Source organism: Nitrospira sp. T9 (genome assembly GCF_052156535.1).
Classification (GTDB): Bacteria; Nitrospirota; Nitrospiria; order Nitrospirales; family UBA8639; genus Nitrospira_E.
Genome location: NZ_JBQKUP010000041.1, coordinates 481,341 through 494,628 on the forward strand (window position 1 = coordinate 481,341; position 13,288 = coordinate 494,628).

The window sequence follows — 13,288 nt, forward strand, 5'->3', positions numbered from 1 at the left end:
TCTTTTGGGACCCCCACTCCTTCCCCCATTTCCGTTAATCAGTCATTCTTGTAGTGTTGATAAATGTTTTGCCTACCAATGGAGAAAGGGATTTCCAAAGCTTGAGTGAGTAGAGTTTCTATTTAAATGAAAATTCTAAGGGCCCTCATCATGGGGAAAACAAATAAATTTTTGTTTTGAACGTTTAAAATAGGTTTTATCTGCCTGATTATTTTAGGGAGCCACGCCCGTGTGTAAGCTTCCCCAAAATATGGACAGGCGAAAAGTAGAGCTTTCTGATCAGGCCAAAAGCCAGTGGCTTGGTGTTGCCAAACAAGCGCCAGGGTTCAAAATGGCGACGCTAGTAGAGGTGGACCCCATTCATTGGACAGAAATTCTTAGATGCTAAGTGGAATCTTCTGCGATATATTCCCTTCAACGAAAGGAGCAGAAGATGGCAAAACGGACCCGACGAAATCACTCGCCCGCGTTTAAGGCCAAAGTGGCCGTGGCCGCCCTGCGAGGAGATCGCACCCTGGCGGAGTTAGCCGAGCAGTTTGACGTGCATCCGAATCAGATCCAAGACTGGAAACAGAAATTGGTCACCAAGGCAGAAGCAGTCTTTGGGGCGGATGTCGCCGATACCGCTGACCATGACCGGATACAACAAAAGCTGCATGCCAAGATTGGCCAGCTGACGATGGAGAAGGATTTTTTAGCCAACGCGCTCGGACATGGCCGATGAACGAGCGCAAGGCGAGGATCACCGTTAAGGCAGGGCTCTCCGTGATTCGTCAGTGTCAACTCCTCGCTGTGCCGCGTTCGAGTGTCTATGCTCGTCACCGGGATGTAGCGAAGGCCGACCTTGAACTGATGCGACAGATCGACGAACTCTATCTGAAATGGCCGTTTTATGGCAGTCGGCGCATGAGCGAGGAACTCCGGCAGCGCGGGTATGTGTTCAATCGCAAGCGCGTGCAACGGCTGATGCGTCAGATGGGTCTCCGGGCTGTGTATCCGAAGCCGCGCACGAGTCAACCGGGGGCCGGGCATAAAACTACCCCTATCTCCTCACCGGCCTCACCATTGATCGGCCCAATCAGGTGTGGGCGAGTGACATCTGCTATGTGCCGATGGCCAAGGGATTCATGTATCTGACCGTCATCATGGATTGGTATTCCCGCCGGGTGCTCGCTTGGCGGGTGTCGAATACGCTGGATGCCGAACCCTGTAGCGCTGCCCTGGAGGAGGCCTTGGCTCGCTATGGAGTTCCGGAGATCTTTAACACTGACCAAGGGGCTCAATACACCAGTGAGGCGTTCACGGCCGTGCTGCGGAGGCATGACGTCAAGATCAGCATGGATGGGAAAGGCCGTTGGGTTGACAATGTCTTTGTGGAACGCTTATGGCGCAGTGCGAAGTATGAGGATATCTACCTGCGGGCCTATGAAACGCCGGCAGTTCTCCGCATGGGGTTAACCCATTACTTCCAGTTCTATAATGCCCAACGCCGGCATCAAACGTTGAACCGACAGACACCGGATGCCGTGTATTTTAAAGATGCAATCGTGGAGCAGGTCGCATAATGGCACGCAGAAATTTCACTTATCGAGCTGTCCAAAAAACGGGGACCAATTCTAGTTCAAATTGGGAATTGTAGGGGGGAAGCTCAAGGGGTTCACTCATTCCTGTATGGATAGGTGGCGCAACGAGAGTAGGTGCGTCAACAAGTATCATGCAGGCTTGAGGAGGATTTCCTAATGCAATGTGGACTTCAGATTTTACCGGATGCCGTCGTTATTCGAATATTGGGTTTGCCGGATCATTCTCTCGGGGAGGTGTTTGAAAAGGCGGCAGCGCGAGCGATAGGTCTGGACTATCGAAAAGTCGTCGTTGATTTTTCTGAGGTGGAATCCATGGGCCCGATGGGGCTGACATTTTGTGGCTATGGACTCTATCACCTTCAGCAATTATGTATTCCTGTTGCACTGATTCAACCTCCGGCCTCCCTCCTTCCTGTTCTTTGCCGGCATGGGATGAAAGAGTTTCCAGTAGCCCTTTCACATGAATCTGATGTCAGAACGCTGAATTAATTCGCGTTCTTTCCTGCCGTGGGAAACAATCGCTCATTTTAGCCCCAAGGGTTTTGAAACAATCCGGATTGACAGAAAGACCAAAAAAAAAGGGACTTGGCATGGCCAAGTCCCTTTTTCGCATTGCGCATAATTTACGAATTAGAGTTGCCGTAGTGCAGTCACTCTCGCTTCGATTGGCGGGTGGGTCGCAAATACCTGCATGAAACTGTGCGATTTTCCGGATATCTTCATCGTAGCCAGCGCATCTTGGGAGCTATATTCAAATTGGGTGCGTTGTACCCAACGATCAATGCCCTCCAGAGCAGAGATCATATGTTCTTTGCCTACAGTGTTGGCTGCGAACCGGTCGGCTGCAAATTCCCGACGGCGGGACCACCAGCTAATGGGAATCATCGCCAGGACGGAGAGAACGATTTGCAACACGATATACACTCCAAATCCTAGCGCCTCATTACGTTCCGCTACCTGCCGATAGATAAAGCGGCTAATAAAGTAGACAAAGGTATTCATCAGGCCTGCCAACACGGTTGTGGTAAACATATCGCCGTTGTAGACATGGCCCATTTCATGAGCCAGGACGGCTCGCACTTCACCTTCATTAAGGTTGTTGAGCAGGCCGGTTGATACGGCCACCATCGAGTTGTTTCTTGTGGGCCCCGTGGCAAACGCATTAGGGTCTGGCGATTCATAAATCCATACTTCCGGCATGGAAATGTTTAACTTTTCAGATATTTTTTGGACGGTGTCAAACACGAGCCTTTCCGCCTGGTTTCGCGGTTCTGTGATTTGCGTGCAGTCTATAAAGGCCCTGGCCATTTGTTTGGAAAAGGCCAAACTGATAAATGCACCACCAAATCCAATGACAAATGCCCATAACAGATCCATTTGAGCGATTGATCCACGGAGATCGATTCCGAAGGCCGGGAGAATCATCTCAGATAACACGGTGAACGAAATTGAGAGGGTAATAAAGATGAGGATATTGGCAATCAGTAATAAACCAATTCCTTTAAGTTTTTTCATAGACAATCTCCCTTAATTGTTCCACATCCGCTTGTGGAAACACGCTAATTTGTTCGACTTCATGAATGATTAAATGATCCCTTTACCAGTGTCCTCAAAACCGACTTTAGGTTTCAACTTGTTGGAAGATAACACCTTTTCCATGAGAGTCAAGAGAGGCAAAAGCGTGACCCTCGCCTGGAAAACCGTTATGATATCTTTACCGATGAGGAGATCATTTATTCTAGACATTTTTTCTGTAAAACATTATACACGATTGATATTGAGTCTTGTCGTGGTGACGGGCTATGGGAGTCTTTCCGACCGTCTATACGCCCAATTGTCGGAGTCTTCCCTGCCTCCAGTGGAGGAACCTTTCGGGCAACAGGTCATGATCAGTATGGAAAGTTATGCCTTTACGCCATCGGAAGTGGTGGTGAAAGCCGGTAAACCCCTGACCCTGACTCTGAGTAATCAGTCCTTTTTGGTTCCTCATAATTTTTTGCTGGATGACCCCGGCGGCATGCGTCTGGTGGACGTGGATATTTCCAGCGGCGATACGAAAGCTGTCACCCTCACATTGACCGAGCCCGGCATCTACCCTTTTTATTGCGATAAACAGCTTCTGTTCTTTCCCACGCATCGTGAGCAAGGGATGGAAGGCCGTCTCATCGTTCGCTAGCTTATGCGCCTTTCTCCACCGGATCAACACCTCCTCGGGGAGGTGCTCAAGCGGGTTTCCCGCTCTTTTTATTTAACCCTGGCAATCCTGCCCCGCGCGGTTCGTTCACAAATTGGTCTGGCCTATTTGTTGGCCAGAGCTGCGGATACGATCGCCGATACGGGAAAACTAGAGGATGGGGTCCGCCTGGAATGTTTACGTCTGTTAAAAGGGCAGCTATGGGGAAGTGCCGCCGATTTGGCACAAATCAAAAAAATCCAGGTGCAAGTCCTCACGAAACAAAGTAATCCTGATGAGCGCCGCTTGTTGGAAGAATTGGAGGGGTGTTTCCGAATTTACCAACAATTTAGCCCAACCGACCGGTCTCAGATTGCGCAGGTTCTGTCGGTGCTGATTGGAGGGATGGAATTTGACCTCCATCAGTTTCCCCAAAAATCGGAAGGGCAGCCAGTACGCGCCTTACAGGCGATTCATGAATTTGAATATTATACCTATGCGGTTGCGGGATGTGTGGGAGAGTTTTGGACGAAGATGGTATGCAGCCACCTTCCGGGATTTCGAGGGTGGGATCAGGCCTGCATGATTCCTCTTGGCATTCGCTATGGGAAGGGGTTGCAAATGGTCAATATTCTAAGGGATTTGCCACTGGATTTGAGAAATGGGCGGTGTTATATCCCGACAGTGTTGCTGGATCAAGTATCTCTTACTCCCCGGCAACTGCTCGATGAGAGCTCTGCACCCGCATTTCGCCCCCTCTTCAGAAAATTAATACAGGAGGCGCGAGATCATTTAGATCAAGGATGGCGCTATACAATGGCCATACCCCGCCTGGAGATTCGCCTTCGGTTGGCCTGCATGTGGCCGATTTTGATCGGGATCCGTACCTTACAACAGTTGTCGGTGTCCCCGCTTGTGCTAAGTCCGCACTCACCAATCAAAATTGCACGGAGGGATGTCTATCAAATCGTGGCGTCAACCGGACTCACCGGTGGCTGTGGTACTGTGGGTACGGCCTATTGGGGATATTGGAGGAAGCGGATTATTTAATTTACTCTTGCTTCGGTATGAGAAGTTTTTCGCCTTTGCGGAAGACTCCGTAAATGGCCTGAGATGGGCAGGCATCCAGACAGAGGCGGCACGATTCCATGCACCGTGACGAATCGAATTTGTAGGGAGGAGTCGAAAGCCAGGCTCCTGTCGGACAAATTGGAATGCAGATCGCATTATGGGTGCAACGGTCCGGATGTCGGACCAAGTGGTCTCTTCTCACCATCATAGGGCTCACTCCTTCAAAAAGGGCTCCGGAAAACATTTCAAGCATATTCATTGTGAATGATGATTCTCCCTGTCCCATTGTTTGACTAAATCCTGAATGCGCGATTTGAGTTCAGGAATTCGATCAAGGTTGTTATCAATGGCATTCAGAATATTTTCTAACCTGGCCATGCGTCCCAATTCCTGATCCAGGCGTGTCAGATGATCGTATTCCGTGAATGCGGCGGCATGAATGGATTCAAGATGTGGACGAGCGGCCACGAGCCCGGCTGTCACCATTTGCGGTTCGTCATGAACGGGCGGGGTAACAACAAATCGGCCTTCAGATAGGAGGAGGACGGTATGGGGGGCATGTCCGGGAATCGGGAGGACTCGTTCAATGGAGGCTCCTATCCCCTGGTCCCAGGAGGAGAGCCAGCCGGGAAAGGACTTTAAAAAGGCCACTTTTCGTAAGTTGGCTTTCCATTTGTCTTCATTGCCCATAAGATGAAGGCCATGCGCCAGGTAGTGGCGACAGATTTAGGGGACCAGTGGTCCGAGTGTAAAAGGACAAGGCATTAGGAATTGACTGTGGGTAACGAACCATTTTTCCCTGGCATCAGGAGCCGTTCCACAATTTCCCCTTTACCGATATGTCGCTCCATGATTTCGGTGACATCAGCTTCCTGGCCAACCCAATACCAAATGCCTTCGGGATAGATGACGACGCTAGGTCCGTACTCACATTGGTCCAGACATCCGGCTTTGTTTGCACGGACAATGCCTTTTAACCCTAACCGCTCGACTTCTTTTTTAAAAAAAGCATGTAATCCGACGGATCCCAAGGCAGCGCAACATCCCCGTGGATCTCCCTTGGGCCGTTCATTGATGCACACGAAAATATGATGTGTGAATTTACTCATACTCGTTAAATTCCCATGATAATAACCGAAAAAAGCAAAGGGAAAATAAAGAGCCGATCTTACCTGAGGATTCAGGAACCTGTCCAGGTCACGGGAACGGGTCGCTTGGAAAGTCCTCGTATTTATTGGACAAAACGTAGATAGTTGGTGAATAGGATGTGGGCCGACCTCAGGGCCACAGAGAGGTGAAAGGGGTTAAGAATATGGTGATTGGGATCCCAAAAGAAATTAAGGATCATGAATTTCGTGTGGCACTGACTCCCCATGGCGTGAAGGAATTGTGTGGTCGCGGGCATCGGGTCGTCATTCAACAGGGAGCCGGAGAGGGGAGTGGGTTCAGTGATGACCTCTATCGGCAAGCAGGTGCAGTTCTGGCCCAAACGATGGAAGCGACGTATGGAGAGGCTCAACTCATTGTGAAGGTCAAGGAACCGCAATCTGAAGAGTGGATTTTTCTGAGGAAAGATCATGTGGTCTTTACTTACCTGCACCTGGCGGCCTCCAAAGCCTTGACAGAGGCTTTGCTGAGAATCGGGTGCGCAGCCATCGCCTACGAAACGACTGAGGATGCAAAGGGACAATTTCCTCTTTTGCGTCCCATGAGTGAAATTGCCGGACGAATGTCGGTACAAATTGGGGCACATTATTTGGAAAAACAACGTGGAGGTTCCGGGGTCTTGTTAGGTGGGGTGCCTGGAGTTCCACCAGGGGAGGTCGTGGTATTGGGCTCGGGGGTCGTGGGGACCTCTGCCGTAAAGATTGCGGTGGGGATGGGAGCCAATGTCACGGTGTTAAGTCTGGATCTCTGGCAGTTACGCATGTTGGATGATCACTATCCCGGTCGCCTCGTCACCGTGGCTTCCACCCAGTCCATGATTCACCACTTTCTTGCGCGCGCAGATCTTGTGATTGGAGCCGTGTATCTACCTGCGGCACGAACGCCTCGGGTGATCACGAGATCCATGATTTCGGACATGAAACCGGGATCAGTGGTGGTCGATGTTTCGGTTGATCAGGGTGGGTGTGCGGAGACGACCAGCCCGACCACGCATAGCGATCCGGTCTATGTTGTTGATGGAGTCCTGCATTATGCCGTCGCAAATATTCCTGGAATTGTTCCATATACATCGACTTTAGCCTTGACCAACGCCACGCTACCTTTTATAGTCCAGCTGGTCGAAGAAGGGTTGGAAGGTTCGTTGCGCAACCATCCTGGCTTACGAAATGGATTGAACGTGTTCAGTAGTCGTGTGACATGCCAAGCCGTTGCCGATGCTCATGGATTATCGTATGAGCCTTTTCCTTCTTGATCAGTAGACTCGTAATGATCGGGGCGTAGCGCAGACCGGTAGCGCACCGCGTTCGGGACGCGGGGGTCGGAGGTTCAAATCCTCTCGCCCCGACCAGTTATCAATATTCCACTGAATGTTTTTCTCCTACAGTGGTTTTCTGTTTTTTTACATATTCTATCAACAGCGAGAGTGTCTCACGCCAAAAATATTTGGGAGACATTCGTCCTGTAAGGCACAAATCCCTTTAGGGCGGCAAGACCACGCAATGACCGATGTTTGAATCGGGAATGGAGAGGGGCCGTCTCTGAGAAATAGAGACGAATTGGTCAGATGGATAGCCTAGGAATAATTTTCGGCGGCCTCGGTTTGTGTCTCGCGAGTGTGGCGCTCTGGTCTATTCGGCGACTCCATCAGGAGCTTATACGCCTGAAACGTGAGCAATATAATCTTGAGCGGAAGGTGGGCGCACTTTCTGGAAAAATCGAATCAGTCGTAGAGCCTTTACGCATCCAGACGGCACTCCTGGCTCGAGGTCAGCGTGTCTCCGATACGTTGATTAGAAATGGCCTGCTGTATCACGAGATTTCCGGCACGGATGCAGCACAATTGGTGGCGCCATCTTCCTCCTCATCGAATGTTTTCGTGTTGGATGTCCGCACCAGAGCTGAATTTGCCAAACAGCGAATTCCGGGAGCAACTTTAATTCCTGTTGAGGATTTAGAAATACGGTATCAGGCGGAACTTCCGATTGAATCTGATAAAATCCTGGTGTATTGCGCGGGTGGTGATCGGAGTCGTCTTGCCTGCGATTTTCTGAGTCGACATAATTATCCTAATATTTATCTTCTGAAAAATGGATTACAAGGGTGGACGGGCCCCCTGGAAGGGGATTCGAGTGGAGCCCTCATTCAAATATTGTCTAAATCACGGGTGTCTTCACCTTCTGTAGAATAGATCCACGTATTCATCGTTTAAGGAATGGAATTATGCAGTCAGATTTAATTGTTTTGAATGTGATGGGTCCTTATCGGGAACCGCGCGAGCCGGCCTTTTCCTATGATTATTCCGTTCAGCGACCTGATTGGGCAACCGCACAGGGAGTAAGAGTGAAGGTCTCGATTGAACTGGAGTTGGACTATTTGAAAAACTCGATTCTAGGAGTCGTGGGCGGATCGGTTGGGCAACAGCTTCGAATTAATCAAATCCTTTCGCGAGCCATTGCAGATAAAAAACTTGAGATTGCCGACGCGGATGGATTGCTGGCTGAGCGTCTGGATGTGATGATTGGGCCTTTTACAGGCGACTCCATTTCCCTGTTTGCTGAGTTGGATCAGTGGATGAAGGCTGAACAGGCTGTCCTGCGGAAATCTATCCACGATCAGACGGGACTCTGAACGCCACAGAATTTTTTTTGGAGTCAATCTCAGCAGGAGGTATGAGACTCTTCTCCCCCTCGCACATCTCAAATGTATTAGAAGACGCGTTGATAGCGTTTTGAATACACCCCCGTCTCCTCCTCACCAAATCCCAGGGACGCATGCTCCGGCGAGTTTTTATTGTACAGGTCAATAGCATAGTGGCCGCGGACATTTTCCATCGCCACTTCGTATGGAATGGAGCTGGGATAAAATTCCCCAGGGGCATGAGCCCCCCGGCCTAAGGCCTTGGCTGATTCGGTCACGCCGTATTGGGCTTCTGAAAAAATATAGATGTCGGCAATGGCGAATTCCCCGAGTTTGTCTCCCGGTGTGGTGGGTGGCAGAAGGGTGTCCAGCGTATTCTCCAGGCGGGCTTTTTGGAAATATTGCAACAGCGCCACCACCTGACTATCTGTGGTGGCCGGAGGAACCAGAATGGTGATGGCTTTCATATCCGCGACGGTTCCGGTCGCCTCATATGTCGGAATGAGATCAGTCGATACGATGTCGTGGAGGCCCACGGGGGTCTTGGGCGTGGTTCCCGGTCCCTGATTGGGTAAATTTTTGGATTTAGGAATGATGAGGGTGATGAACAGCCATAAACCAAAAATGACGCCAAACACCACGATAAGTGGGTGGATGCCTACCCGTCGACCCTCTGTTGGTTCTTCTTCCTGGCTCACGTTGTGGCTCCTTCGATGCTTTCGGAAATCTGTGGTGGTTGCCGTTCCAGATGTTTGGCCGCATCCCACCATTTATCGAGTTGCGGAAGCGTATAGTCGCGAAGATCCTTCCCTTCCAACGCAGCTTGTGATTCAACGAAATGAAACCTGGAGATAAATTTATTGGTGGCACGTCGTAACGCCTCTTCAGGATTGACTCGAAGGAACCGCGAGACATTGACTAAGGCAAAGAACACATCCCCCAACTCTTCTTCAATGGTGCTTTGAACCATCGGGTTTTCTGGTCGAGGAGTCCCTTCCGAGGGCGACGGATTACTTTGCGCAGCGGCAGCATATAATTCATTCAATTCTTCTTTGAATTTCTCCAAGGCCGGCTCAATGGTCTTCCAATCAAATCCTGCGCGAGAGGCCCGTTTTTGGACTTGAAAGGCACGCTGGAGAGCTGGAGCGATTTTGGGAATCCCTTGTAAAAGTGACTGATGTCCCGGTTGAGTGGCTTGTTCTTGTTGTTTGAGTCGATCCCATTGCCGGCTTACATCGTGGGCTGTTGTGACAGGTGAAGCATCGGTGGTCTGTTGAAAAACATGGGGGTGGCGTCGAATCAGTTTATCGGCTAACCCGTTGGCCACGTCATTGAATGAAAATTGATTCTGTTCTGAGGCGATTTGTGTGTGAAACATAATCTGAAGCAAGAGATCGCCCAATTCCTCCTTGAGGGCGGAAGGCTGACCGGCATCTATGGCTTCCAGCACCTCATACGTTTCCTCAAGAAGATGGGGTTTGAGGGACTGACTCGTTTGTTCACGGTCCCAAGGGCAGCCGTCGGGTCCACGCAATCTGGACATGATCGCCAGTAATTCCGACAAACATGTTGTCGGAGAAGCGGAGGAGGAATTTTCCGGAGATGGTTGAGTCATGAGACTGCCAAAAATTTTGAGTTAGGTGCGAGGGCATTATACCCGTTTTTTCCCTCAGTGTAAGTCCTGGATTCTTGATAGAGACCACCGGTTAGTGCTACTGTTTTCTCACTATAGGAGGTATCCGATGAGCGAAGAAGAACCAGGGTTTGTGATTCGGGATAAACGAGGGCGATCGGAGCCAGAAGCCTTTACTCCACCACCGCCAGAGTCCTCTATGGCGCAACCCCATTCTTCGGCAGAATCATCTCATGCGCCTCATCCTCCCTTGTCATTTTCATCGTTTGTTTTTTCCCTTGGAACCTCATCTCTCATGCTGATGGGAGAGTCTTTGGATCCCCAACAGCCCGCACCGCCCATGAATCTTCCCCAGGCCAAGGAAATTGTTGATATCTTATCTTTGCTGGAAGAGAAGACCAAAGGAAATCTTACGTCTGAAGAAGCGTCCGTCTTAGGAGATATGCTCTATACCCTGCGGATGAAATATGTCAGCGTCACGTCAGGGAAGGGCAGTACGGTTTCTCCCTGATTCCTGGCGAATCCTCTTCCTTCCCGCAAACTTCCAGGCGAGTGCTTCTCATTTCGCCCATAGGCAGACAGACGAATCGATAGTGGGGATGTGGTCGCGCCTTGCGCTGTTCCTGTTCTTGATCAATAATGATCATAGTTGACTGGCCCTTGGATGATATTCTCCCACTGACACGCCGTGAACCTTCTCTCAGAACCGCTCACTGAATCCCGGAAATTTCCTCGAACGGGGTTGCCGTCCACGTCGAGCGAGCCGGGTGTTCCCTCCCACAGTTCCGCCTCGAAGCAGAAACGGCATCATTATAGGCCTGTCTGGATTGTATTGGTTTTGTTGTTGCCCTGCCTGGCCCTTACCCTCTATTACGCCCGGTATGGCTTATCAGGACCCCTGCAACCGGATTCGATACTTCCAAGCCCCAGCTATGCCCTGGTGCTTTTTCTGGTGTACCTGGATAGCGTCGGATTGGTGGCGCTCACCCTTCTGTTGTCTCGAAATTTAATTCGGGCCTTTTTCGAAAAGCGTCATAAGCTGTTGGGGAAGGGGTTCCGGTCAAAGTTGGTCGCGGCCTTTATCGGCTTTGCTCTGATTCCCACTGTGCTGCTGGCCTTGGTGGCCAGCGGGGTCATCAGTGAAGTCATCGACGTGTGGTTTAATGATCAGATTATGCAGGTCCTACGGGACTCGGAAGAAGTCGCCCATCTCTATCAAGAGGAACGCGAATCATTAACAGCGGATACGGCGCGCGCCATTAGCAAGGAAATTTTTCGAGAAGATATATTAAAGCCGGAACATCGGGAATTATTGAAAGCCATTATGGCCCGCATGCAACAGGAATATCATTTAGCGGGCGTGGAGGTCTTTTCGCCAAAAATGGAAACCTTGGCCCGCATGATGGATCCCAAGTTGTCTGATGCGGTGTTGAGCCTTCCTGTAGGGCAATTGGTGCTCCATGTCTTGGATACGGGTCAGCCTATGTCTTCGGCCCAGGAAGCTCCGGTGGGGAAACTGATCCGGGCAGCGGCGCCGATCAGGGGAAATGGTCAAACTGACCGAGTGTTTGGCGTGGTGGTGGTGTCGTCCTATGTGCCGGAAGTCCTGGTGATGAAAATGGATGGGATTGCCAAACAATTTGAGGAATACCGGCAGATCATCTCCATGAAAAATCCGATCAAGGGTGGAGCCTATTTGTTTGTGGCCGTGGTAACGGTGCTGATTTTATTTGGCGCCACCTGGTTCGGGTTTTATGTGGCCCGAGGCATTACGGTCCCCATACAACGACTGGCTGAAGGAACCGAAGCGGTAGCCAAAGGTAATTTAGATGTGAATATCGACGTCAAGGCCACGGATGAAATCGGAACTTTGGTCCAGTCGTTCAATCGCATGACGGCCGATCTGCGCACCAGTAAATCCAGTTTGGAAGAAGTGAATATGTCGCTCGTACGATCCAATGTGGAGATCGATCAACGTCGGGCCTACACCGAAGCGGTGGTGGAAACCATTGCGGCCGGAGTGTTATCGATCGATATGGCCGGTCTGATTTCCACCTTTAACCCCTCCGCTGAACGGATTATTGGAGTGAAGGGTGACGACTTGCGCGGACGACCGGTTCATGACGCGTTCAAGTCCTTCAATCTGCAATTGTTTCAGAAAGCCTATGACCAGATGCTCCAGGAACAGACGGAAAGTGTGTCCATGGATGGCCAGATGGAAACACCCAATGGCCGGCTCTTGACCGTAGGCCTCAATATTTCCAGAATGCAGAACGATGCCGGTTTGGACCTGGGCTTTGTGTTTGTGTTTGAAGATCGGACGGAATTCATTAAGGCGCAAAAAACGGCGGCCTGGCAGGAAGTGGCGCAACGCATTGCTCATGAAATTAAGAATCCCTTAACCCCGATTCAATTGTCGGCCCAGCGGTTGCGAAAAAAATACGCCGAAAAGTCGACAGGATTTGATGAAATATTCGATCAAGCCACCGGGGTCATTATTAGCGAAGTCACCCGGTTAAAAGGGATGGTCGATGAGTTTTCGAAATATGCCAGAATGCCGCTTCCCCAGATGCGGAAAGCATCCCTGCATGACATTATCGAGAAAGTGATCTCCCTCTATACGGGGGCGCATCGTGGCATTGAATTTATTGTCGAATTTGATGAAGACCTTCCGGCATTGAATTGTGATCCGGAGCATATGCACAGGGTGTTGGTTAATTTGTTTGATAACGCGATCCAGGCCATGAACGATCACGGCCGTCTCTGGGTGACGACGGAGTGCGATTGGCGGCGGCATCGGGCCGTGGTCAGGGTGGCGGATGAAGGGGTGGGTATTCAGCCCGATGATCACAAAATGTTGTTCGTGCCCTATTTTTCAAAAAAGCGAACGGGAACAGGGTTGGGATTAGCCATTGTGCATCGTATAATCTCCGATCACAATGGGACCATTCATGCGGAGAATCATCATCCAAAAGGTGCGTTATTCACATTCGAATTGCCGTTGTAGGGGAGGGGAGCGTCAGT

General features: G+C 50.4%; 14 protein-coding genes, 1 tRNA gene and 1 pseudogene. 10 read left to right on the plus strand and 6 right to left on the minus strand.

What is annotated here, in order from left to right; genetic code table 11:
• The first annotated feature begins 433 nt into the window (after positions 1-433).
• Positions 434-1,565: pseudogene (locus ACTRXD_RS18985) on the plus strand (IS3 family transposase).
• A 174-nt stretch (positions 1,566-1,739) separates the two neighbouring features.
• Positions 1,740-2,072: an STAS domain-containing protein gene (locus tag ACTRXD_RS18990; RefSeq protein WP_442433349.1), complete on the plus strand. Its 333-nt coding sequence runs from the start codon at positions 1,740-1,742 to the stop codon at positions 2,070-2,072.
• Between the two features lie 141 nt (positions 2,073-2,213).
• Here ACTRXD_RS18990 and htpX read toward each other — a convergent pair whose 3' ends face one another.
• Positions 2,214-3,098, minus strand: a complete 885-nt coding sequence (gene htpX, locus ACTRXD_RS18995) for a protease HtpX (RefSeq protein WP_442433350.1) — start codon at positions 3,096-3,098, stop codon at positions 2,214-2,216.
• 274 nt (positions 3,099-3,372) lie between these two features.
• Between htpX and ACTRXD_RS19000 the strand changes: the two genes are divergently transcribed.
• Together ACTRXD_RS19000 and ACTRXD_RS19005 are read left to right on the plus strand one after the other, a co-directional pair.
• Complete coding sequence (locus ACTRXD_RS19000) at positions 3,373-3,759, plus strand: cupredoxin domain-containing protein (protein WP_442433351.1); 387 nt, start codon at positions 3,373-3,375, stop codon at positions 3,757-3,759.
• A 3-nt stretch (positions 3,760-3,762) separates the two neighbouring features.
• A complete protein-coding gene (locus tag ACTRXD_RS19005) occupies positions 3,763-4,806 on the plus strand; it encodes a phytoene/squalene synthase family protein (protein ID WP_442433352.1) in 1,044 nt (347 codons plus the stop codon).
• Position 4,807: 1 nt separating this feature from the next.
• Here the strand turns inward: ACTRXD_RS19005 and ACTRXD_RS19010 are convergent, their stop codons facing one another.
• The 3 genes from ACTRXD_RS19010 to ACTRXD_RS19020 all read right to left on the minus strand — a co-directional run bounded on the left by ACTRXD_RS19010 (position 4,808) and on the right by ACTRXD_RS19020 (position 5,936).
• Complete coding sequence (locus tag ACTRXD_RS19010; protein WP_442433353.1) at positions 4,808-5,035, minus strand: hypothetical protein; 228 nt, start codon at positions 5,033-5,035, stop codon at positions 4,808-4,810.
• Between the two features lie 47 nt (positions 5,036-5,082).
• Positions 5,083-5,517: a hypothetical protein gene (locus tag ACTRXD_RS19015; protein ID WP_442433354.1), complete on the minus strand. Its 435-nt coding sequence runs from the start codon at positions 5,515-5,517 to the stop codon at positions 5,083-5,085.
• 74 nt (positions 5,518-5,591) lie between these two features.
• Entirely contained in the window at positions 5,592-5,936 is a 345-nt protein-coding gene (locus ACTRXD_RS19020; RefSeq protein WP_442433355.1) for a (2Fe-2S) ferredoxin domain-containing protein, read from the minus strand.
• Between the two features lie 203 nt (positions 5,937-6,139).
• Between ACTRXD_RS19020 and ald the strand changes: the two genes are divergently transcribed.
• From ald to ACTRXD_RS19040, 4 genes are all read left to right on the plus strand, one after another.
• Entirely contained in the window at positions 6,140-7,246 is a 1,107-nt protein-coding gene (gene ald, locus ACTRXD_RS19025) for an alanine dehydrogenase (protein WP_442433356.1), read from the plus strand.
• Positions 7,247-7,265: 19 nt separating this feature from the next.
• Positions 7,266-7,342: transfer RNA gene (locus ACTRXD_RS19030), tRNA-Pro, on the plus strand.
• Between the two features lie 216 nt (positions 7,343-7,558).
• Positions 7,559-8,182, plus strand: coding sequence for a rhodanese-like domain-containing protein (locus ACTRXD_RS19035; RefSeq protein WP_442433357.1), 624 nt, complete (start codon positions 7,559-7,561; stop codon positions 8,180-8,182).
• A 32-nt stretch (positions 8,183-8,214) separates the two neighbouring features.
• Positions 8,215-8,622: a hypothetical protein gene (locus ACTRXD_RS19040; protein WP_442433358.1), complete on the plus strand. Its 408-nt coding sequence runs from the start codon at positions 8,215-8,217 to the stop codon at positions 8,620-8,622.
• 77 nt (positions 8,623-8,699) lie between these two features.
• On the opposite strand, the gene ACTRXD_RS19045 is transcribed toward ACTRXD_RS19040, so the two are convergent.
• Together ACTRXD_RS19045 and mazG are read right to left on the minus strand one after the other, a co-directional pair.
• Entirely contained in the window at positions 8,700-9,329 is a 630-nt protein-coding gene (locus ACTRXD_RS19045; protein ID WP_442433359.1) for a hypothetical protein, read from the minus strand.
• The gene (gene mazG / locus ACTRXD_RS19050; protein WP_442433360.1) at positions 9,326-10,246 is read right to left on the minus strand and encodes a nucleoside triphosphate pyrophosphohydrolase; all 921 of its coding nucleotides are present in this window, start codon (positions 10,244-10,246) and stop codon (positions 9,326-9,328) included. Before mazG ends, ACTRXD_RS19045 begins: the two co-directional genes overlap by 4 nt.
• Before the next feature lie 127 nt (positions 10,247-10,373).
• On the opposite strand from mazG, the gene ACTRXD_RS19055 reads away from it, so the two are divergent.
• A complete protein-coding gene (locus ACTRXD_RS19055; protein WP_442433361.1) occupies positions 10,374-10,775 on the plus strand; it encodes a DUF1844 domain-containing protein in 402 nt (133 codons plus the stop codon).
• 177 nt (positions 10,776-10,952) lie between these two features.
• Positions 10,953-13,271: an ATP-binding protein gene (locus ACTRXD_RS19060; RefSeq protein WP_442433362.1), complete on the plus strand. Its 2,319-nt coding sequence runs from the start codon at positions 10,953-10,955 to the stop codon at positions 13,269-13,271.
• The last annotated feature ends 17 nt before the right edge of the window (positions 13,272-13,288 follow it).